This is a genomic window from Rhizobium leguminosarum bv. trifolii WSM2297 (genome assembly GCF_000271845.1).
Window position 1 is genome coordinate 337,475 of the sequence record NZ_JH719392.1, and the last position, 21,596, is coordinate 359,070.

The following is a 21,596-nucleotide window of genomic DNA, read 5'->3' on the forward strand; positions in this document are numbered from 1 at the left end:
GAACCGACATGGGCAGCGTCCAAGCACAATCGATCGAGACAGCCAGTACCGTTCTTTCCGTCGAGAGGCTGACCACCTCCTTTCTGGTCGACGGTGCTTGGAAACCGGTCGTGCGCGACGTCGCTTTCACCGTCGCACCCGGCGAGACGGTGGCGATCGTCGGCGAATCCGGGTCGGGCAAGAGCGTCACCTCGCTGTCGATCATGCGGCTGCTGCAGGCGGACACCAGCCGCGTCGAGGGCCGGGTGATGCTCGGCGGCCGCGACCTCTTGGCACTGCCGGAACATGCCATGCGGCAGGTGCGCGGCAATGAGGTGGCGATGATCTTCCAGGAGCCGATGACATCGCTCAATCCGCTCTTCACCATCGGCGATCAGATCTCTGAAGCGCTGCTCTGCCATTCCGATATGAGCCGGGCCGATGCCAGGGCGGAGGCGATCAGGCTGCTGGAAAAAGTCCGCATCCCGTCGGCCGCCTCGCGCTTCGACGAATATCCGCATCGTTTTTCCGGCGGCATGCGCCAGCGGGTGATGATTGCCATGGCGCTCGCCAGCCGGCCGAAGCTGTTGATCGCCGATGAGCCGACGACGGCGCTCGACGTGACTATCCAGGGCCAGATCCTCGACCTCATCAAGATACTGCAGGAAGAGGAGGGGACCTCCGTTCTTTTCATCACCCATGACATGGGTGTCGTCGCCGAAATCGCCGACCGGACGGTGGTGATGTATCGTGGCGAACAGGTCGAAAGCGGCGCCACCGCCGATATTTTCCATCGCGGCAAACATCCCTACACCCGGGCGCTGCTATCCGCGGTGCCGGTGCTCGGCTCGATGCAGGGCAGGCAGAGGCCGTTGCGTTTTCCGGTGGTCAACACGACGACAGGGGAATCGGACATTCCGGCCGAGGCGGCCGATACCGTCGCCGCAACGCCGGTTCTTGAGGTGAAAAACCTCACCAAGCGATTCGACATTCATACCGGCCTGTTCGGCCGGCTGACCAGCCGGGTGCACGCGGTCGAAAACGTTTCCTTCGATCTGCATGCCGGCGAGACGCTGTCGCTCGTCGGCGAATCCGGCTGCGGCAAATCGACGACCGGGCGCGCCATCATGCGTCTGATCGAGCCGCAGGCGGGTTCCGTTCTGGTCGAGGGCAGGGAGGTGCTCGGCCTCGACAGGAAGGATTTGCGCGAGATGCGCAAATCCGTGCAGATGATTTTTCAAGATCCCTTTGCCAGCCTCAATCCGCGCATGACGGTCGGCGCGGCGATCGCCGAGCCCTATCTCGAACACCGGATGGGCAGTTCGAAACAGGCAAAGGACGTGGTCGCCGACCTCTTGCTCAAGGTCGGCCTGTCTCCGGACATGGCCGCGCGTTATCCGCATGAGTTTTCCGGCGGCCAGCGCCAGCGCATCTGCATCGCCCGGGCGCTCGCCTTGCAGCCGAAGGTCATCGTTGCCGATGAAAGTGTGTCGGCGCTCGACGTGTCGATCAAGGCGCAGGTCATTAACCTGATGCTCGACCTGCAGCAGAGCCTCAACCTCGCCTTCCTGTTCATCTCGCACGACATGGCGGTGGTCGAACGAGTCAGCCACCGGGTGGCGGTGATGTATCTCGGTGAGATTGTCGAGATCGGCCCGCGCGCTGCCGTCTTCGAAAATCCGCAGCATCCCTATACGAAAAAACTCATCGCCGCTGTGCCGGTGCCCGATCCCGACCGCCGTCACGAAAAGCGCATGGTGGCGAATGACGAGATCAAGAGCCCGATGCGCCCGGTCGACTACCAGCCTCCAAACGCCTCCTATCGTGAAGTCGGGGCGGGCCACCTGGTCATGGCCGATCGGTAGAGCAATTCCAGGAAAAGTGCGAAGCGGTTTTCCGTCCGGAATTGCGTAAGAACAAAAGGTTAGAGTGGTTCTGCGCTTCCGTGTAAGGCTGAGCCGCTCTAGCTTGACCTGGCCCATTGGGAGTTGCCTAATGGGTCAGCGGCGCATAAAGCAGATGCAGAGACACCTGCCTGGAAAGCCGCACAAATGGACAAGACAGAGTATTATTCGAACCTCGGCGGTTTGCCGCCGCAGACCCAGCTGCTTTCCGGCCGGGCCGTTTTCACCACGGCTTACGCGGTCATCCCCCGCGGTGTCATGAGCGATATCGTCACGAGCCTGCTGCCGCATTGGACGGGGACACGGGCGTGGGTTCTCTCCCGGCCGCTCTCCGGTTTCTCCGAGACCTTCTCGCAATATGTGATGGAAGTTCAGCCGGGCGGCGGCAGCGACCGGCCGGAGCCCGACAAGCGGGCCGAGGCAGTCCTCTTTGTCGTCGAAGGCGGCATGACGGTGGAGCTCGAAGGCGTCAGCCACGCGCTGCGCGCCGGTTCCTTCGTCTACATTCCGGCCGGTTTGGCCTGGCGCGTGAAAAACGATGGCTCGACAGCGGCGATCTTCCACTGGGTCCGCAAGGCCTTTCAGGAGGTCGAGGGGCTGGAGCCGCCGCCGGCGATCGTCACGCACGAGGACGACCATCCGATCCGCGCCATGCCCGATACCGACGGCCGCTGGGGCACGACCCGCTTCATCGACCCGGCCGATGTGCGCTACGACATGCATGTGAACATCGTCACCCTGGAGCCGGGCGCGGTGATCCCCTTCATGGAAACACACGTCATGGAGCACGGTCTCTATGTACTGGAGGGCAAGGCTGTCTACCGCCTGAACCAGGATTGGGTCGAGGTCGAGGCCGGCGACTTCATGTGGCTGCGCGCCTTCTGCCCGCAGGCCTGCTACGCCGGCGGTCCCGGCCGGTTCCGCTACCTGCTCTACAAGGACGTCAACCGTCATATGAAGCTCTGGTAGGCGGTTTCGCGAGGCGCGTTGGATCCGGTCGGCAAGCTCCGGAAGTGCCTGTCCGGTTGCTTGACAGCTCTGTAGATTGCCCGCATCGTCGTTCGATGCGGGATATGGATTCATGGCTGTCGGAGCACACGGAAATAAGCCGAAGAAACGCTGCCGAAGCGGTCTTCGAAGATATCCGCACGGCCATTGTCGATCGGAAACTGGCTCTCGGTATCCGTCTTCCCTCGGAGGTACAACTTGCCGAGCATTACGGCATCAGCCGGGCTATCGTGCGTGAAGCGCTACGCTCGTTGCAGACACTGGGGTTCACGCAGACCCGGACCGGCCGGGGCACCTTCGTCGTTTCGGAAAGCCCCGCGCGCCAACTCGGCGGCGGCGCCTATTCCGCTCGCGATCTCATGGAAGCGCGCCCCTGCATCGAGATACCGGCTGCCGGCTGGGCGGCATTGCGTCGTTCGCATGAACAGCTGACCCTGCTGACATCCTTGTGCGACCGGATGGACGAGGAAGCGGATGTCCAGAAATGGGTGCGGATGGATGCGGCGTTTCATGGAGAAATCGCTGAGGCCTCTGGCAATGCGATCTTCAGGAAAGTCGTCGCCGATGTTCGCGGCGCGCTTTCGACGCAATCGGAAGTCGTCGAGCATGTTCGAGGACGGCGCAAGGCGTCCAACGCGGAGCACCGCCGAATTCTGCTGGCCGTTGCCGCTGGCAGCGAGGAGGATGCGCGTGCAGCCATGGCCGAGCACCTGCTGGAGGTCAAGCGGTCTATCATCGGGATTGCCGATGAAAGACGAACCGCGTCGAAGCTATGATTTCAAATTTGCGGCCGGGATAGCCGGGTGCGCCGCCGATCGGATGCAAAGCGATGAATGATCTAGAAAGCTGGCTGTCCGACTCCGCTGTCCTCAGTCGCAAAAGCGCCTCGGAACTGGTGTTCGAGGAGTTGCGCAGCCTCATCCTTTCCGGCCGGTTTACAGCGGGTTCGAAGCTGCCGTCAGAAGCGAAGCTGGCGGGAAAATACGGTGTCAGCCGCCCGATCGTGCGGGAAGCTCTGCGCTCGCTGCAGAGTTTGGGGCTGACGGAGACACGAACGGGCAGCGGCACATACGTGCTTTCGGCTGCCGGCGACGGAGATATCAGTTACGGCGATTATTCGGCGCGTGATCTGATGGAGGCGCGTCCCTATGTCGAGGTATCGGCGGCCGGCTGGGCGGCGCTGCGCCGAAATGATGACGAGCTGTCCCGGCTGCTCAGCCTTTGCAAGCAGATGGAGCAAGAGGAAAATACCGAGGCTTGGGTGCGGCTGGATTCGGAGTTTCATGGGCTGATCGCGGCGGCATCGCAGAATGCTGTCTTCCGCGACATCGTCGATGAGGTTCGCGAGGCGATGGCGCAGCAATCCGGGCTGCTGACGGTGTTGGGGCCGCGGCGTCAGGAGTCGAACGAAGAGCATCGCGCTATCGTCGAGGCCATCCGCACCGGGTCGGAGGTCGAAGCCCGGGCCGCGATGGAAATCCATCTCAAGAGGGTCGAGGCGGCAGTCAATCGCATCATCGGCGCCGAGCCGCGCTAGCACGCGGTGAACTCTTCCCTGAGCTACCGGCACCCAGACATCGGCGCCTGGCCGATCGACTGACTAGGCCCTCATATATGCACGCCGTCGAACGAAAGACGCTTGACGGAAGCCCGCTTTTCCTTTTATTTCCCAACCTGTCAGACCGCATAGCAGATTAACATCTTGCTGCCGGCCTGCGCGGAGGGACGGCCGGGAGGCTGCCGAACCCATGGATAGGGAGGAGAAAATGACAGTGATGGAATCCACCAGAACCGAGGCCGATGGCCAGGTTTTCGCCGAGGAGGACCTCGGCTACAAAAAGGCGCTGAAGCCGCGGCAGATCCAGATGATCGCCATCGGCGGAGCAATCGGTACGGGCTTGTTTCTGGGCGCGGGCGGGCGGCTTGCCGCTGCTGGTCCGGCGCTCGTGCTGGTCTATGCCTTATGCGGCTTTTTCGCATTTCTCGTTCTCCGGGCTCTGGGCGAACTGATCGTGCATCGCCCGACTTCGGGCTCGTTCGTTTCCTATGCCCGGGAGTTTTACGGTGAAAAGCTCGCCTTCGCGGTCGGCTGGCTGTATTGGCTGACCTGGGCGATGACGGCGGTCGCCGATGTCACCGCGGTCGCTCTCTACATGAATTTCTTCAAGGCCTATGTCCCCTGGATCGCGATGATCGATCAGTGGGTATTTGCGCTGGTGGCGCTCGTCCTCGTTCTCGCCATGAACCTGCTGTCGGTGAAGGTCTTCGGCGAACTGGAATTCTGGTTCAGCCTCGTCAAGGTTCTCGCTTTGGTCGTCTTCCTGATCATCGGGGTTTATTTCGTGGTCACCGGCACGCCGATCGACGGCCATGTTCCTGGGCTGAATACGATCACCGATTTCGGCGGTATGTTCCCGAACGGCATCCTGCCGGCGCTGGTGGTGATACAGGGCGTGGTTTTCGCCTATGCCTCGATCGAGCTGATCGGCACAGCCGCCGGTGAAACCGAAAATGCGCGCAAGGTCATGCCGCGCGCGATCCGGACGGTCGTGCTGCGCCTGGTGGTCTTTTATGTCGGCTCGGTCCTGCTGCTGTCGCTGCTCTTGCCCTATACCGCCTATAAGGGCGGCGAGAGCCCGTTCGTGACCTTCTTCGGCAAGATCGGCATCCAGGGCGCCGACGTCGTCATGAACCTCGTCGTGCTGACCGCTGTCCTGTCGTCGCTCAATGCGGGCCTCTATTCGACCGGCCGCATCCTCCATTCCATGGCGATTTCCGGCTCGGCGCCGGCGGCACTGGCGAAGATGAACCGATCCGGCGTCCCCTATGGCGGCATTGCGGTGACGGCTGTTGTGACCGCCTTCGGCGTCGTGCTGAACGCTGTCGTTCCGGCAGCGGCTTTCGAGATCGGCTTGAATGTCGCCGCGCTCGGCATCATCGCTGCATGGGGCGTCATCATCCTGTGCCAGCTCAAGCTGTGGCACCTGTCGCGCCAAGGCAAGCTGGCACGGCCCGAATTCCGGATGTTCGGCGCGCCTTATACCGGCGTGCTGACGCTGGTCTTCCTTGCGGTCGTCGTCATCCTGATGGCGCTTGATTATCCGGTCGGCACCTACACGGTTGCCTCCCTGCTGCTGATCATTCCGGCGCTGGTGGTCGGCTGGCTGCTGATGCGTGAGCGCATCCACATGATTGCGGCCGAGCAGGGCGCAGATCGCGGCGGTTTCGATCTGGCCTGAGCCGCTCGATAGCAAGGCTTGCCCCGGCGGCGAAAGCCGCCGGGGTGTCGCATGAATGGAGAGAGAAATGATCCCGAGTGAGGATTTCGTCGTCACCGATCGTGGCGGCATCGTCGAGAACCGTCACCGCGTCCATGCCGCGGTCGTCGATGCAAAAGGCAGGCTGCTTTATGCGCTGGGAAACCCGACCCGCCTGACGCTTGCCCGGTCTGCCGCCAAGCCGGCCCAAGCGCTTGCCATCCTGGAGGCGAATGGCTTCGAGCCTTACGGGTTCGATGATGCCGATCTTGCACTGATGTGCGCTTCCCATAGCAGCGAAGAGCGGCATATTGCGCGGACGCGGACCATGCTGTCGAAGATTGAGGCCAAGGAGGCCGATCTTCGATGCGGCGGTCATCCTTCCCTCTCCGAAACGGTGAACCGCGCCTGGATCAGGCAGGACTATACGCCGACAGCGGTGTGCAGCAATTGTTCGGGAAAGCACGTCGGAATGATGGCCGGATCCCGGGCGATCGGGGCGGACCTGGAAGGCTATCATCTGCCGGATCATCCGATGCAGGTGATGGTGAAGCGGACGGTTGCCGAACTCTGCGATTTGGACGTCGACGATGTCGAATGGGGGATCGACGGATGTAATCTCCCGACGCCCGCTTTTCCCTTGGATCGGCTGGCGCGCATCTATGCCAAGCTTGCCTCGGCGGCGGATCGGGGCGAGGGGCGAGAGGGCGTGTCGACGCGAGACGCAGCGCTGGCTCGGATTTTCCAGGCGATGGCGCGCTATCCTGAAATGGTTGCGGGTGAGGGGCGCTACTGCACGGTGCTCATGCGCGCATTCGACGGCGCCATGATCGGCAAGCTCGGTGCCGACGCCAGCTACGCAATCGGTGTGCGAGCCTCCAATGATACCAGGCGATTGGGAGCGGAGGGCGCGCTCGGCATCTCGGTCAAGATCGAGGATGGCAACATCGAAATGCTCTACGCCGTGGTGACGGAAATCCTCGAGCAGCTCGGCATCGGTTCGCCGGAATGCCGCAGGCCGCTTGCGACATTCCATCATCCCAGCCGCGTGAACACGATGGGTGTCGCGACAGGCGGCGTGTCCTTTCCGTTCAAGCTTGGCGGATCGAAATCGGATGGGGACGGTTCTCGTCCTGCAGCTTTGAGCCGATGACGCATTCCGGATGCGGCAATTCTGCCGCGTCTCCCCATCATCTTCTCCGGCCCGCCGCCGCAGTTCAGGCTCGCAGCCGCTTCTCGAAAGTCCAGCCATGACTATCTCTGATATTGCGAAAATCCGCGTCGAGCATGACCTGATCGGCAATCGCGACGTGCCGGCCACGGCCTATTATGGCGTGCATACGCTGCGCGCGGTCGAGAATTTTCCGATCACCGGGCAGACCCTGCGTGAATCGGCGGACCTGATTGCCTCGCTCGCTGCGATCAAGCAGGCGGCGGCTCAGGCAAATACGACCCTCGGCCTTCTCGATCGGCAGAGAGCCGATGCCATCATCGCGGCCTGTGTCGAGATCCGCGACGGTGCGCTGCACGACCATTTTGTCGTTGATCTCATTCAGGGTGGCGCCGGCACCTCGACCAACATGAACGCCAACGAGGTGATTGCCAACAGGGCGCTGGAAATCATGGGATATGGCCGAGGCGATTACCAGCATCTGCATCCGAACGAGCACGTCAATCTCTCGCAATCCACCAACGACGTCTATCCGACGGCGCTGAAGCTCGCGGCAGGGATCGGCGTTCACCGCCTCGTCGACGCCATGGCGATCCTGCGGCGGTCGTTCGAGGCCAAGGCGATCGAATTTGCCGACGTCCTCAAGATGGGCCGCACCCAATTGCAGGACGCTGTGCCAATGACGCTGGGGCAGGAATTCGGAACCTATGCGCTGATGCTCGCCGAGGACGAGGCGCGCCTCTCCGAAGCGGTCTCGTTGATCCGCGAGATCAACCTTGGCGCAACGGCTATCGGCACCGGCATCACCGCCCATCCTCACTATGCAGCGCTGGTGCGCGAGCGTCTGTCGGAAATCGTCGGCGTCGATCTGGTGACCTCACCGGATCTGGTGGAGGCGACGCAGGATTGTGGATCCTTCGTGCAGCTTTCGGGTGTCCTCAAGCGCGTGGCGGTCAAGCTGTCCAAAACCTGCAACGACCTGCGGCTTCTGTCCTCCGGGCCGCGTGCCGGACTGAACGAGATCAACCTGCCTGCGCGGCAGGCCGGTTCCTCGATCATGCCGGGCAAGGTCAACCCGGTCATCCCGGAAGTCGTCAACCAGGTCGCTTTCGAAGTGATCGGCAATGACGTGACGATCACCATGGCCGCCGAGGCCGGTCAGCTTCAGTTGAACGCTTTCGAGCCGATCATCTTCTACAGCCTCTACCGCAGCCTGAGCCACCTCACCAATGCCTGCCTGACGCTCGAAGCCAATTGCATTCAAGGCATTACCGCCAACCGCGACCGGCTGCGGCAGACGGTCGAGCAGTCGATCGGCATCGTGACGGCGCTGAACCCCTATATCGGCTACCGCAACGCCACCGAGGTCGCGCTGGAAGCGCATCATTCGGGCCGCGGAGTCTACGAAATCCTTCTCGAACGCGGCCTGATGCAGAAGGAGCATCTCGATGCTGTGCTGCGCCCGGAAACGCTGACTCGGCCGAGCGAGAAGCTTTCCTTCTCGTAAGGCATGCGGCACATGAAGCCTTGGTCGCTTCATGTGCCGGACAACACTCATCTGTGCGGGATCACGCCGCCTTTGCTTGCGGCTTCGCAGCCTTGACATGAGTTATGCTGCGGCGGCCGTCGATGCTGACAGGAACATCGCCGTCAACGGTGGCGCGGCGCACGACCCGGTGCTGGTCGCCATAGTCGTTGACGGCATAATGCTGGGTGGCGCGATTGTCCCAGATCGCGACATCCCCGGCCCTCCAGCGCCAGCGCACGGTATTTTCCGGGGCGGTGACGTAGGACTGGAAGACTTCGTAGAGTTTCGCGGAATCACTTTTCGACAGGCCGACCAGTCGCTGAACGAAGTTGCCGAGCAGCAGCGATCTCTCGCCGGTTTCCGGATGGACACGCACGACCGGATGCTCGGTCTCGTAGATGGTGGAGGTGAAAACCTCCTCGAAGTGCTTCTTCTCTTCGGCGGTGGCGCGAGGACGCACGGCGGCGTAGTCATAGGCATTGCTGTGAATGGCCCATAAATTATCCGCCAGCAATTTGAGCGGCGCCGGCAGACTTTCGTATGCAGCATGGGTGTTGGACCAGATCGTGTCGCCGCCGGCCGCCGGAATGACGACGCCGCGAAGGACCGAGAATTTGGGGTAGGCATCGACGAAGGTGACGTCGGTGTGCCACTGGTCCGCCCGGCCACCGCCGCGGCTGGAATCGAGGTTCAGGATGGAGGCCGTGCCGGCGACCGGACCCTGGGTTGGATGGGGCACGAGGTCGCCGAGCCGGCGTGCGAAGGCTTCCTGTTCGGAATCCTCAAGATGTCCCTGATCGCGGAAGAAGATGACCTTGTGTTTCAGGAGACGCTGGTTGATGGCTGCCACCGTTGCATCCGAAAGATCTCCGCCAAGGCGGATACCCTTGATTTCGGCTCCGACACGGCCCGTCAGCGGGACGACATCGGACTCGGGAATGATCTGATCGACGAGAACCGGATTGCTCATGGAAATCTCCTGTTGATGTTGGAAGAAGTCGCCAGGTCATTTGCGCCCGAAGAAGCAATTATCGGGCGTTCAAAACCTCATCGCTGAAATCGACAGGGCTATGGAACCGTATAATCTATCAAATCGGTAGACAATATTTTCTAATTTTGCCTGTTTTCCTGAAACACCAGCCTTCGATTTCCTCGCTGGCGGGGAGGCTGGTGGCCAATGTCGTTTCTTCGTATCTTCCGCCGGCAGTGTCGGATCGCCGAGCAATTTCCGCGGGTGAAGAAAAGATCATGCTTGAAGCCGTGCATCGGCACACCGGAAAGGAAAGATCGATGGCAACAGTCAAACTTCTGTCGGATCAACAGGCCGCAGCCATTCCAGCCGTGCAGGCGGTGTTCGATGACATCGGGGCGACACGCAAGACCGATTTCATCAACAATTTCTGGCGGGCTCTTGCAAACGATCCGGCAAATCGCAAGCGGGTCTGGGAAACGCTCAAATCGGTCATGGCGGTCGAGGGCACGATCGATCCGTTGACGCGCGAGATGATCTACATCGCAGTGTCAACGGCCAATGCTTGCCAGTACTGCGTTCAATCTCACACCGCCGCCGCCCGTGCGCGAGGCATGAGCGATGCCCAACACGGCGAACTGCTGACGATCATCGGCCTTGCCGCGCAGACAAATCATCTCGCTCTCGCCATGCAGGTTTCGCCCGATCCGGAGTTTGAGGTGCGATAAGAAACAACGGACTGGTGCGCGCATGCCGCAGCCGCCACTGCAATCACTCCCATCTGCAATCTCCCGCCTAAATGATGCGCAACTTATAGAAGAATTAGTATTCAACTTTAAGATGCAAAAGTGGCGTAATCTGTCTTATGGAACTCCTCGTTGGCATAGCCATCTCTAACCTCAACCCACGGCGTCGCCCGGTTGTGAGTTCCTTCAGCAAACTTTCGGCAGGCTGGCGCGTTAATCTCGCGCACTGGCGACGGAGTTGGAAATGCTGATGACCAAGGGCCTTCGATTTGATCTGCTCGCCAAGGGCGGCTACACGGCGCGCGGTATCGTTTTTCTGCTGATAGCGGGACTGGCGCTCTTCTCCGGCATCGCTGGCGGCCGGCCGGAAACGAAGTCCGCGCTCTCGACGCTGCTTGCGCAGCCCTTCGGCCGGATCTGGGTCGGAATGATTGGTCTTGCACTTCTCGGCTTTGTCGCATGGAGGCTCGCCCAGTCCCTGGCAGATAGCGATGGCCACGGGAAAGACGCAAAGGCATTGGCGATCCGGTCAGCACTCCTCGGCAGCGCCATCACCTATCTCGGGCTTGCCGGATATGCACTCAGCCGTGCCCTCTTCCTCGGCGGCGGCAGCGAAGGTTCCGGGGAGAAGGGTCTGGCGGGATGGATCATGTCGCAGCCGTTCGGGTCCTACCTTGCGATCGCCGTTGGCGCCGGCTTTGTCATCGGCGGCATCGTGACGGTCGCGAAGGGCATCACCCGGAAGTTCGAGCGCTACGTCAAGATACCGGACAGCAAGGGTATCGTGACATTGATATGCGTTTACGGTCTCATCGCCCGCGGCGTGGTGTTCGCGATCACCGGGGTGCTTTTTGCCTATGCAGGTTTCCGGGTGGATCCCCAACAAGCCGGCAGCATGGGAGACGCCTTGCAATGGGTCCGCCAGCTTCCGTTTGGAGCCTTCCTCTACATCGCCGTTGCCGCTGGATTGGCAGCCTTCGGACTATACAATCTTGTCGAGGCCCGATATCGCGTCATATCAGGCCCGTCCTTGGCAGCCGCCAAGCGTTCAATTCCGCTGACGGGTGCCTGATAGCGGTTGTCGGAGGTCGACTTTCTTCGGCCAAAACCGCGGAGCAGCCGTTGCGGCCACCCGTCTCGACGATCTTTGCAAGCGAGAGTCGTTGCCGTTTGGAGCTTGAGATCAGCGAGACAGCGCTGTTCACGATCGGGCGACCGTGCTTTCCACACTCGGTCAGCGCGCGATAGGGATCCGCGTCGTCCTGGACGATTTCGCGACCGGTTATTCCTCGCTCGCCAACCTCCGGGATTTTCCGTTCGACAAGCTGAAGATCGATAGACGTTTCCTTGCCGGCATCGGCGCCGATCCAACCATCAGGGCGCTGTTTGAGAATGTCATCGAGATGGCTTCGACGCTCAACCTGCCGGTGATTGCCGAGGGCGTCGAAACCAGGGAGCAGCTTGCGATCCTTCATGCAAGCCATCCGGCGCAAATGCAGGGTTTCCTGTTCGATAAGCCCGAGGCGGCCCCGAGCAGCCGGGCTCCGTTGAAAGCCATCGCCTGACCCGCGTGGACTGAATTGTGGCTTCAGGAGCTCCCGACTACTTTCCGTCGAGCCAGTCCTGCAGCTCGGCCTCGGCCCGCTCCAGAGCGCTGTAGTTCAGCAGCTTGCGCAGGAAAGCGACCGTTATGGCGCGGGCGCGCAGATTGAAGCGGCCGTCTTCGTGCTCGTCGCCGGCGCTCTGGTAGACGTCGAGCTTGTCGTAGAGCTGCTGCAGGCGGTTCTGCACGCTGCGCAGCGACAGGCCCCGACGTTTGGCGATCGCCCGATCGGTGAGACCGAGCGCGATATCGACGAGAATTTCGTATTCGGAATCGGTAAAGCCGTTGGTCTGGCCGAGGCTTTTCTGCTGCAGGCCTCGCACCTCGCGGTCGATGACGCACTGGCTCTCGATGAAGATCGAGCGTAGCGCCAGCTTCAGCCGCTCGTCGGAGGCGGACTTCAGCACATAGCCATAGGCGGCGCCATCCGGCACGATGCGCGAGACGCCGCGCACATAGGCCTCGTCGGAATAATTCGACCAGAAGAGGATACGGGTCTCCGGCCGCTCCTTCCAGATGGTGCGCGCCGCCTCGATGCCGTTGCGGCTCGCCATCTGCAGGTCCATGACGATATGCGCCGACTTGTGGTCGCGGGCGAGCTTCTCGCCGACGGTTCCGTTTTCCGCCTCGATCACCGTATCGCATTCCGGCAGGGCCGCATTGACCGCCTCATGCAGATAGGAGCGGTGCAGCGGGTCGTCTTCGACGATCAGAACCTTCATGCGTATTTCTCCTCAGTTCGGCCCGCTCGCCGGGTCGTGCGGACCAAGCGGCAGCACGACGCGCACCGCGGTTCCGCGATTGTTGTGGCCGGGCCCGGTCGCAAAGCGCGCCGAGATCAGCCGCGCACGGGTCTTCATATTGTCGATGCCTCCGCCGATCCGTCCCCGCGCCTTGGCGAGCCCGGTCCCGTCGTCGGAAATTTCGATCGAAAGCCGCTCCTCGTCGGCCTCGAGCCGCACCGTGACGGCAAGCGGCGCGGCGTGGCGCACCGCATTGTTGATCGCCTCCTGGGCGATCCGGAACAGCGCGACGCTGACGGTCGGTTCCAGACGCTCCAGTGCGCCGTGCGTCTCGTCGACAAGGCCCCATTCGATGGCCGATCCGGTGTCGCGCGTCGACCGGTCGAGATGATGCTCGATCGCCTGAGCAAGTCCGAAGAGCTGGAGCACGGAGGGTTTTGCCTGTTCGATGATCTGCCGCAGATCCTGCATGCAATGCTGCAGCGAACGGGAGACCGGCTCCAGCGCTTCGGGCGTCACCTCGCCGTTGCGCGACAGCCGATCGATCCGGCGGGCAAGCCGCGTGAGGTCGGCAAGTGTCTGGTCGTGCAGGTCCATGCCGATCCGCTGGCGTTCCTGCTCCAGCGCCTCGGTCAGCTTCAGCGCGCCTTGCCGCAGCCCCTCCTCGCGGGCACGGGCCTCCGCCTCGACGATGGCCGAGCGTTGCGCCTGCTCGGCCGCCTGCAGTGCGAAGAAATAAGGCGTGAGCAGGTCGGCGATGATGCGGGCGCGTTCGATATCCTCCATCGTATAGACGCCCGCCGTTCGCGACGAACAGGAAAGTGCGGCGATGATCGTGCCCTGCACCTTCATCGGCACATGCAGGCGGCTCCTCAGCGACTCTTCGACGATCGGCCGTTTGAACGCGCCCTCGAAGTGGAAACGCTGGTCCGTCATGGCGTCGTCGGTGAGCAGAAAATCCACCTCGCCGCGGAGCAGCGAGCGGATCGGGCTGTTGACCACAGGCGCGCCGGCAAGATCGCCCCAGGCGGTCTCGATGCCGGTCTCGTAGGCCGTGTGGTAGTTGCCGCCTTCCAGGAGCACGCAGACATCGAGATGGTCGTGCGGGATGATGTGGGCAACCTCGGCCGCAACCGAACGGATGGCCGAGCGGAAGTCGAGCTGACCCGCCAGCAGCCGGGAAATGCCGAGATAATGTTCGAACATGGCTGCGGGTGCCGGATGCAGCATGGTGGTTCCTCCCCGAGACGGCAGCCGGCTCCTCAACCCGCCGCGATCCCTTCACAGTAAGCGCCCGCGGAAGCGCGCCGTCTTGCGTAAACCCGCAGCGAATTGCGCAAAACCCGCAAACGACTTGCTGCCTTGCCCCTGTACAGCTCGGTCGATCTCCCGCATCCTGCCCTTACTGAGAGGAGGAAGCTCAGTGCAAGAACAATTTTCACTCGGGCCCGATTGGGCAGGCAGGAGTGAAGCGATCCGCCGACCGGCGATCATCAGGGAGGAAGACATGACAATCCGCAAGATGCTTCTGGCATCGGCCGCTATTGCTTGCGCCGCGATGCCCGTTTCCGCCTTTGCCGACACGTCGGCCAAGAAAATCGCCCTTTCCAACAATTATGCCGGTAACTCCTGGCGCCAGGCCATGCTGACGAGCTGGGGCAAGGTGACGGGCGAAGCCGTGAAGGCCGGCGTCGTTGCCGCAGCCGATCCTTTCACCACCGCCGAGAACCAGGCGACGGAACAGGCCGCGCAGATCCAGAATATGATCCTGCAGGGCTATGACGCCATCGTGCTCAACGCCGCCTCGCCGACGGCGCTGAACGGCGCGGTCAAGGAAGCCTGCGACGCCGGCATCACCGTCGTCTCCTTCGACGGCATCGTGACCGAGCCCTGCGCCTGGCGCATCGCCGTCAACTTCAAGGAAATGGGCCGTAGCGAGGTCGAGTACCTGTCGAAGAAACTTCCGGAAGGCGGCAACCTGCTCGAGATCCGCGGCCTCGCCGGTGTCTTCGTCGACGACGAGATCTCCGCCGGCATTCACGACGGCGTCAAGCAGTTCCCGCAGTTCAAGATTGTCGGCTCCGTTCACGGCGACTGGGCGCAGGACGTGGCGCAGAAGGCTGTTGCCGGCATTCTGCCGAGCCTGCCCGACATCGCCGGCGTGGTGACGCAGGGCGGCGACGGTTATGGCGCCGCACAGGCGATTGCCGCTACCGACCGAAAGATGCCGGTGATCATCATGGGCAACCGCGAAGACGAACTGAAGTGGTGGAAGGAACAGAAGGACGCCAAGGGTTACCAGACGATGTCCGTGTCCATCGCACCTGGAGTTTCGACGCTCGCCTTCTGGGTCGCCCAGCAGATCCTCGACGGCAAGCAGGTGAAGAAGGACCTCGTCGTGCCCTTCCTGCGCATCGACCAGGACAATCTTGAAACGAACCTCGCCAATACTCAGGCCGGCGGCGTCGCCAACGTGGAATACACGCAGGCAGACGCGATCAAGGTGATCGAGTCGGCAAAATAACTCTCCCGGCGACTGCCGCGCGGGCCGAAAATGGGCGCGCGGCAGTCCTTCCGAGCAGGCATGGCGGGCAGCATGGATGAGGTTTTGAAGGCGGTGATCGCCGTCGATGGCGCCAGGGTGAGCTTCGGCGCGGTCAGGGCGCTCGACGGCGTCACGCTCAGCGTCATGCCGGGCGAATGCGTCGGGCTCGTCGGCCATAATGGCGCCGGCAAATCCACCATCGTCAGCGTCATCAACGGCGGCCTGACACCACACGAAGGAAGCGTGGCAAGCGACGGCGAGCGGCTGGAGCGCTACGGCATCAACGCGGCGCGCGCCCGCGGCGTGCGCTGCGTCTTTCAGGAGCTTTCGCTCTGCCCCAACCTTTCCATCGTCGAGAATACGCGCATCATGCATCGCCATCTCGGTGGCTTCGGCTGGCGCCGGCGCGCCGCTGATATCATCGAGAAGAGCCTCGACGCCGTCTTTCCCGGCCATGGCATCGACAGCAGCCAGGCGGTAGGAGATCTTTCTATCGCCGAGCGGCAGATGGTCGAGATTGCAATGGCCTTTTCCAACGCCGGCGTTGCGCCGCAGCTGGTGATCCTTGATGAACCGACCTCGTCGCTTGATGCAAGTCTTGCCCGCCAGATGCTCGATCATGTCCGCCGCTTCGTTGCCGCCGGCGGATCCGTCATTTTCATCTCGCATATCCTGCACGAGATCCTCGAAACCTCCGACCGCATCGTCGTCATGAAGGATGGCCGCGTGGTCGCCGAACGTCCGGCTGATGGATTCGACCATCACGGCCTCGTGGAAGCGATGGGCACCGTTGCGAAGGAAGAGACCGGGCCGCGTTCGGCGCGCGAACAATCCACCGCTCCGCTGATTTTGTCTCATCAGACGAAAGGCCTTCCCTTCACCGCCCGCAAGGGAGAGATCGTCGCACTGGCTGGACTGGCCGGGCACGGGCAGACCGAGTTGCTGCTCGCTTTGCACGCCGCCCAGTCCGGCAACTGGCTGCCTGAGCGCGATCCAATCGTCACCTTCGTCGCCGGCGACCGTCGCCTCAACGGCGTCTTCGAGCTGTGGAGCATCCTGCGAAACTTCTCGATCGCCTCGCTCGGTGATCTCACCCGGCGCGGCCTGATCCTCGCCGGCGAAGAGGAGATGAAGGGTGCCGATTGGAAGCGGCGGATCGAGATTCGCACGCCGGATATGGCAAACCGCATCCTGTCGCTTTCCGGCGGCAACCAGCAGAAGGTGCTGTTTGCCCGCGCGCTTGCGACGCGCGCGCCTGTTGTTCTGATGGACGATCCGATGCGCGGCGTCGACGTCGGGACCAAACAGGAGGTCTATACGATTATCCGCGAGGAAGCGGCGCGCGGCCGCACTTTCATCTGGTACTCGACCGAAATGGACGAGGTCCGCCTCTGCGACCGCGTCTACGTCTTCCGCGAAGGCCGCATCACCGCCGAACTCGCCGGCGACGTCGTCAACGAGACGAACATCATCGCCGCTTCCTTCGAGGGGGGCGCCGCATGACGTTCCGGCTGTCGTCCGACGCCTTGCGTCTTGCCATTCCTGCCCTGTCGCTGACGCTGCTGCTTGCCGCCGTCTTCTGGCTGCAACCGCGCGCCATGAGCTATGTCGGGCTCAACCTGCTGTTCAATCTGGCCGTGCCCATCGCGCTTGCGACGATCGCCCAGATGCTGGTCATGGCGGTCAACGATCTCGATCTCTCGATGGGCACCTTCGTCAGCTTCGTCGCCTGCGTCACCGCCACCTTTCTGCGGGATGCCCCGGTGACCGGCAGCCTGATCCTTGCCGGCGCGATCGCCACCTATGCGGCCCTCGGCGTCGTCATCCATCTGCGCAACCTGCCGTCCATCGTCGTGACCCTCGGCATGAGCTTCGTCTGGGGCGGCCTGGCCGTGCTGCTGCTGCCGGCGCCCGGCGGCCAGGCGCCGGACTGGGTGCGCTGGTTGATGACCGTCAAGCCGCCGCTGGCGCCGATGGCGATCGTCGCCAGCATCGCCATCGCCGCCATTGCCCATCTCCTCGTCATGCGCTCCTCGCTCGGCGTGCTGATCCGCGGCATCGGCGGCAACCAGCGCTCGGTCGAGCGCGCCGGCTGGTCGATCGTCGCGGCGCGGGCGAGCGCCTACGGTCTTGCCGGCTTGTTTGCCGTGCTCGCCGGCATCGCCCTCGTCGGCCTGACCACCTCGGCCGATGCCAATATCGCGCTGCGATACACGCTGCTGTCGATCGCCGGGGTGATCCTCGGTGGCGGCGAGTTCATCGGTGGCCGCATCTCCCCTGTCGGCGCCGTCATCGGCGCGCTGACGCTGACGCTCGCAGGCTCGTTCCTGTCCTTCCTGCGCATCTCGCCGGACTGGCAGATCGGCGCTCAGGGCGCGATCCTGATTATCGTGCTGGCATTGCGCCTGATGCTGAACCGCTTGGAGAAGCGGGAGAAACGCCGATGAGCCCTCGCCTGCGCCTTCTCGGCAAACCCTGGATCTGGTCGTGGCTTGCCGCCTTTGTCGTCTGGTTGCTGACGATCATGGTGACGCTCGGCGCCAGCACGCTCGGCCTGTCGCAGGCAGCCCTCACCTTCGCCGCCTTCTCGGTCGTCGTCGGCCTCGGCCAGATGTTCGTCATCACGCTCGGTCCCGGCAACATCGACCTCTCGGTTCCGGCCACTATGACGCTTGCCGGCACGGTGGCTCTGAAGCTGATGAATGTCGAAAACGGCATGATCCTGCCCGGTCTTCTGATTGCGATCTTCATCGGCCTCGTTGTCGGTCTCGGCAATTATGCACTGATCAAGGCGTTGCGCATTCCGCCGATCATCGCCACGCTGTCAATGAGCTTCATCGTCCAGTCCGCCGCGATCTGGACGAACCGGGGCTTGCGCATCAAGCCTCCGAGCATGCTGGCCGAGTTTACCACGTCGAACACACTCGGCGTGCCGAATGTGGCGATCGTCGCATTGCTGATTTCGCTGCTTGCCTGGTTTCTGCTGGAGAAGACGATTTACGGGCGCTGGATCTCGGCGATCGGCCAAAGCATGCCGGCCGCGCGCATGGCCGGCATACCGGTCGACGGCACGCGTTTCGTCACCTACCTGTTCTGCGCAGTGCTGGCATCGGTCGCAGGCTACCTGCTCGCCTGTTTCTCCGGCGGCGCCGCGCTCAACATGGGCTCGGAATATCTCCTGATGTCGATTGCCGTCGTCGTGATCGGCGGCACGGCGGTCGCCGGCGGCGATTCCAACGTGCCGGGCATCTGGGGCGCCTCGCTCTTCATGTTCCTGGTCGTGTCCATGCTCAACACCTACGGGGTCGGCGCGGGCTTTCGCCTGATCATGACCGGCCTCATCATCATCAGCGTCATCATGCTCGCCGGCGGCCGCCGGGCGGGCATGCGATAAACGGAAAGACCGCCATGGCCGAGGCCAGTATCTACGAAATCCACGACCCGCGTTTCCGGCAGATGATCGTGACGAGCGCCGGTCTCGAAGAACTCTATTCCGGCTGCCGCTGGGCTGAGGGTCCCGTCTGGTTCAACGATGCGAACCAGCTCCTGTGGAGCGACATTCCCAATCAGCGCATGCTGCGTTGGACCCCCGAAAGCGGTGTCTCCGTCTATCGGCAACCGTCCAATTTTACCAATGGCCATACGCGCGATCGGCAGGGACGGCTGATTTCCTGCGAACATGGGACACGCCGCGTTACGCGCACGGAGGTCGATGGCTCGATCACCGTACTCGCCGATCGTTTCAAGGGCGCCAGGCTCAATTCGCCGAACGACGTGGTGGTGAAATCAGACGGGACGATCTGGTTCACCGACCCCACCTACGGCATCATGTCGGATTATGAAGGCTATCGCGCCGAGCCGGAGCAGCTGACCCGCAACGTCTACCGGCTCGATCCGGCGACCGGCGCACTTGCGGCCGTCGTCACGGATTTCACCCAGCCGAACGGCCTTGCCTTCTCGCCCGACGAGACAATTCTTTACGTGGCGGATTCGGCAGCAAGCCATGATGAAAGCCTGCCGCGTCACATCCGCGCTTTCCAAGTGGTCGACGGCAGCAGGCTCACGAACGGCCGGGTCTTCTGCCTGATCGACAGCGGTATTCCGGACGGTATCCGCGCCGACGTCAATGGAAACCTCTGGTCGAGTGCTGCCGATGGCGTGCATTGCTTCGACCCGGCTGGAAAACTGATCGGCAAGATCCGCGTGCCCCAGACCGTCGCCAACCTCACCTTCGGCGGCCCCCGGCGCAACCGGCTGTTCATTGCGGCGACGCGTTCGGTTTATTCGGTCTATCTCGCAGTCAGCGGTGCTCAGCTGCCGTGAGAGCCCGATAATCTGCGCGCGGATCGAACTCCGATATGGAGGGCGCCGCCTGTTCAGTGCTTGGTGATGCGGTCGCCGCGGTCGCCCTCGCCTGGCTTTGCTTTGGTCTTTGCCGTCTGGCGGCGATCGGCCGACAGTGAGCGGCCGACATCGTCGCTTTCCTTGAATTGCCCCTTTTCATTGCGGCGGACGTAGCGTTTGTCGCTGCCGGTATCGATAAGTTCGCGCTTGGTCATGTCATTCATTCCTATGGTTGCCGTCTGATTAGAACGCGCGTCGCGGCAAAAAGATGCATGGAATCAAGAGCATCTTACGTCTCGCCATCCGGGCTACGGATGCGCCTTGTGTCCTTGATTTTTGATTCGTTTCGACGCGGAACAATCCGCCGGCCGATTGGGTTGACTCGCATCGATTGCCTCAGGAGTATGAGGACATGCTTGTCCCGCCGGCAAGTGGGAAAGGCTGTATCAAGTTCGCAGACGAGACTGAAAACCGGTCCGGGAAGGGCAAACAATATTCATGACACGTTCGCGCCGCCCCTCATTGCCATTCCTCAACGAGTCCAACGCGACGCTGCAATCTCGTCCGATCCGCAAGCGCAATCCCGACCAACCAAGCCTTCCGTTCGATCCAATGCCGACGAGGATCGAGCCGTGCCTTGCGCTGCTGAAGCCCAACGTGCCGCTCGGGTCGGATTGGCTGTACGAGGCGAAGTGGGACGGCTACCGGCTGGCGATCCATATCGAGCCGAAGGGCGTGCGCGTGATTACGCGTGGCGGCCATGACTGGACCGACCGCTTTCCCGCCATCGCCTCGGCAGCAAAAGAACTGGGCTTGACCACCGCCATATTGGATGGGGAAGCGGTGGTGTTGGACGATGACGGCCGATCGGATTTCGGGGCGTTGCAGCGTTCGCTCGGAGGTCGAGGCGGCAAGCGGGCTTCGGCCGAATCCATACTCTACGCCTTCGACCTATTGTATCTCGACGGGCATGACCTGACAGGCACCGAGCTTGCCGTGCGCCGGCACCTTCTTGGAGACCTGATACCAGGCGGCGATGGGACGATCCGCTTTTCCGAAGAGCTGGAACTGCCGGCCGAAGACCTGCTCGAGCACGCCTGCCATCATCGGCTGGAAGGCATTATCGCCAAACATCGCGACCGGCCCTACCGCAGTGGCCGCACCGGCGACTGGCTGAAGATCAAATGCGTCCAAAGCGAAAGCTTCATGATCGTCGGTTACGAACAATCGACATCCGCCCGCGGCGGCATCGGCAGTCTGCTGCTCGCCGGCAAAAAGGGTTTCGACTGGATTTACACTGGGGCGGTTGGAACCGGCTTCAGCGCCCGTGATGCCGAGCAGCTGAAAACGACGCTCGATAAGTTGAAGACGAACCAGCCGGTCGTTACCCTGAAGGGCAAGCGCTACGTCTTCGTACAGCCGACCCTGATCGCCGAGATCGAGTTTCGCGGCTGGACGGATGACGGCAGTCTACGTCACGCCTCTTACAAGGGACTGCGCGAGGTTCAGGACAATGCGGCCGTCTTTGATATGAGCGGCTTCATTGGCAGTTGAGGGATCATGATCGCCATTTTTTGCGGATGCTTGGCAAAGGAACCGAAACAAACAAGCTGAAGCGGTATAATTCAGTAGAATTGAATGCTCGAAATATCAAAATTGTTGGAAGTACTTACCCGATTTCCGCGTCGAACATCTTTAAACCTATAGGCGCAATCCTTACGTCCCTCATCGTCATGTCTATCAAAGCGACACCGATGTGAGAGCATTCACGACCACGCCGCCCCTCTGGGGACTCGGG

The 21,596-nt window shown here is 62.2% G+C and carries 20 protein-coding genes; 16 read left to right on the forward strand and 4 right to left on the reverse strand.

Annotated elements, in window-relative coordinates; all coding sequences use genetic code 11:
• Positions 1 to 8 precede the first annotated feature (8 nt).
• The 7 genes from RLEG4DRAFT_RS01520 (at position 9) to aspA (ending at position 8,826) form a co-directional block, all read left to right on the forward strand.
• Complete coding sequence (locus RLEG4DRAFT_RS01520) at positions 9 to 1,844, forward strand: ABC transporter ATP-binding protein (protein ID WP_003574839.1); 1,836 nt, start codon at positions 9 to 11, stop codon at positions 1,842 to 1,844.
• Positions 1,845 to 2,030: 186 nt separating this feature from the next.
• The gene (locus RLEG4DRAFT_RS01525; RefSeq protein ID WP_003574841.1) at positions 2,031 to 2,852 is read left to right on the forward strand and encodes a bifunctional allantoicase/(S)-ureidoglycine aminohydrolase; all 822 of its coding nucleotides are present in this window, start codon (positions 2,031 to 2,033) and stop codon (positions 2,850 to 2,852) included.
• 95 nt (positions 2,853 to 2,947) lie between these two features.
• On the forward strand, positions 2,948 to 3,667 hold the full coding sequence (locus RLEG4DRAFT_RS01530) for a FadR/GntR family transcriptional regulator (protein WP_003574842.1): 720 nt from the start codon (positions 2,948 to 2,950) through the stop codon (positions 3,665 to 3,667).
• A 53-nt stretch (positions 3,668 to 3,720) separates the two neighbouring features.
• Complete coding sequence (locus RLEG4DRAFT_RS01535; protein ID WP_003574844.1) at positions 3,721 to 4,428, forward strand: FadR/GntR family transcriptional regulator; 708 nt, start codon at positions 3,721 to 3,723, stop codon at positions 4,426 to 4,428.
• A gap of 229 nt (positions 4,429 to 4,657) precedes the next feature.
• On the forward strand, positions 4,658 to 6,130 hold the full coding sequence (locus RLEG4DRAFT_RS01540; RefSeq protein ID WP_003574846.1) for an amino acid permease: 1,473 nt from the start codon (positions 4,658 to 4,660) through the stop codon (positions 6,128 to 6,130).
• 67 nt (positions 6,131 to 6,197) lie between these two features.
• Entirely contained in the window at positions 6,198 to 7,301 is a 1,104-nt protein-coding gene (locus RLEG4DRAFT_RS01545) for an asparaginase (protein WP_003574847.1), read from the forward strand.
• Between the two features lie 97 nt (positions 7,302 to 7,398).
• Complete coding sequence (gene aspA, locus RLEG4DRAFT_RS01550; RefSeq protein WP_003574850.1) at positions 7,399 to 8,826, forward strand: aspartate ammonia-lyase; 1,428 nt, start codon at positions 7,399 to 7,401, stop codon at positions 8,824 to 8,826.
• A 61-nt stretch (positions 8,827 to 8,887) separates the two neighbouring features.
• Here aspA and RLEG4DRAFT_RS01555 read toward each other — a convergent pair whose 3' ends face one another.
• Positions 8,888 to 9,817 (reverse strand): TauD/TfdA dioxygenase family protein, encoded by a 930-nt coding sequence (locus RLEG4DRAFT_RS01555; protein WP_003574851.1) that lies wholly within the window; start codon positions 9,815 to 9,817, stop codon positions 8,888 to 8,890.
• Positions 9,818 to 10,137: 320 nt separating this feature from the next.
• Here RLEG4DRAFT_RS01555 and RLEG4DRAFT_RS01560 point away from each other — a divergent pair, with 320 nt between their 5' ends.
• From RLEG4DRAFT_RS01560 to RLEG4DRAFT_RS01570, 3 genes are all read left to right on the forward strand, one after another.
• On the forward strand, positions 10,138 to 10,545 hold the full coding sequence (locus RLEG4DRAFT_RS01560) for a carboxymuconolactone decarboxylase family protein (protein ID WP_003574853.1): 408 nt from the start codon (positions 10,138 to 10,140) through the stop codon (positions 10,543 to 10,545).
• 268 nt (positions 10,546 to 10,813) lie between these two features.
• Positions 10,814 to 11,635, forward strand: a complete 822-nt coding sequence (locus tag RLEG4DRAFT_RS01565) for a DUF1206 domain-containing protein (protein WP_037093138.1) — start codon at positions 10,814 to 10,816, stop codon at positions 11,633 to 11,635.
• Positions 11,636 to 11,780: 145 nt separating this feature from the next.
• Positions 11,781 to 12,128 (forward strand): EAL domain-containing protein, encoded by a 348-nt coding sequence (locus RLEG4DRAFT_RS01570; RefSeq protein ID WP_037093071.1) that lies wholly within the window; start codon positions 11,781 to 11,783, stop codon positions 12,126 to 12,128.
• Between the two features lie 37 nt (positions 12,129 to 12,165).
• On the opposite strand, the gene RLEG4DRAFT_RS01575 is transcribed toward RLEG4DRAFT_RS01570, so the two are convergent.
• Both RLEG4DRAFT_RS01575 and RLEG4DRAFT_RS01580 read right to left on the reverse strand, forming a co-directional pair.
• Positions 12,166 to 12,888, reverse strand: a complete 723-nt coding sequence (locus tag RLEG4DRAFT_RS01575) for a response regulator transcription factor (RefSeq protein WP_003574857.1) — start codon at positions 12,886 to 12,888, stop codon at positions 12,166 to 12,168.
• 12 nt (positions 12,889 to 12,900) lie between these two features.
• Positions 12,901 to 14,139: a GAF domain-containing sensor histidine kinase gene (locus tag RLEG4DRAFT_RS01580; protein WP_003574858.1), complete on the reverse strand. Its 1,239-nt coding sequence runs from the start codon at positions 14,137 to 14,139 to the stop codon at positions 12,901 to 12,903.
• Between the two features lie 277 nt (positions 14,140 to 14,416).
• Here RLEG4DRAFT_RS01580 and RLEG4DRAFT_RS01585 point away from each other — a divergent pair, with 277 nt between their 5' ends.
• The 5 genes from RLEG4DRAFT_RS01585 to RLEG4DRAFT_RS01605 all read left to right on the forward strand — a co-directional run bounded on the left by RLEG4DRAFT_RS01585 (position 14,417) and on the right by RLEG4DRAFT_RS01605 (position 19,777).
• Positions 14,417 to 15,433: an ABC transporter substrate-binding protein gene (locus tag RLEG4DRAFT_RS01585; RefSeq protein ID WP_003574859.1), complete on the forward strand. Its 1,017-nt coding sequence runs from the start codon at positions 14,417 to 14,419 to the stop codon at positions 15,431 to 15,433.
• A 72-nt stretch (positions 15,434 to 15,505) separates the two neighbouring features.
• Complete coding sequence (locus RLEG4DRAFT_RS01590; protein WP_037093140.1) at positions 15,506 to 16,957, forward strand: sugar ABC transporter ATP-binding protein; 1,452 nt, start codon at positions 15,506 to 15,508, stop codon at positions 16,955 to 16,957.
• Complete coding sequence (locus tag RLEG4DRAFT_RS01595; RefSeq protein ID WP_003574861.1) at positions 16,954 to 17,901, forward strand: ABC transporter permease; 948 nt, start codon at positions 16,954 to 16,956, stop codon at positions 17,899 to 17,901. The genes RLEG4DRAFT_RS01590 and RLEG4DRAFT_RS01595 overlap by 4 nt, the downstream gene beginning before the upstream one ends.
• A complete protein-coding gene (locus RLEG4DRAFT_RS01600; protein ID WP_003574863.1) occupies positions 17,898 to 18,848 on the forward strand; it encodes an ABC transporter permease in 951 nt (316 codons plus the stop codon). The genes RLEG4DRAFT_RS01595 and RLEG4DRAFT_RS01600 overlap by 4 nt, the downstream gene beginning before the upstream one ends.
• Before the next feature lie 14 nt (positions 18,849 to 18,862).
• Positions 18,863 to 19,777, forward strand: coding sequence for an SMP-30/gluconolactonase/LRE family protein (locus RLEG4DRAFT_RS01605; protein ID WP_003574865.1), 915 nt, complete (start codon positions 18,863 to 18,865; stop codon positions 19,775 to 19,777).
• 53 nt (positions 19,778 to 19,830) lie between these two features.
• On the opposite strand, the gene RLEG4DRAFT_RS01610 is transcribed toward RLEG4DRAFT_RS01605, so the two are convergent.
• Positions 19,831 to 20,013 carry a hypothetical protein gene (locus RLEG4DRAFT_RS01610; RefSeq protein WP_003574868.1) on the reverse strand — a complete coding sequence of 61 codons (183 nt, stop codon included), beginning with the start codon at positions 20,011 to 20,013 and terminating at the stop codon, positions 19,831 to 19,833.
• A 283-nt stretch (positions 20,014 to 20,296) separates the two neighbouring features.
• Here RLEG4DRAFT_RS01610 and ligD point away from each other — a divergent pair, with 283 nt between their 5' ends.
• Positions 20,297 to 21,352, forward strand: coding sequence for a non-homologous end-joining DNA ligase (gene ligD / locus RLEG4DRAFT_RS01615; protein WP_003574870.1), 1,056 nt, complete (start codon positions 20,297 to 20,299; stop codon positions 21,350 to 21,352).
• Positions 21,353 to 21,596 lie beyond the last annotated feature (244 nt).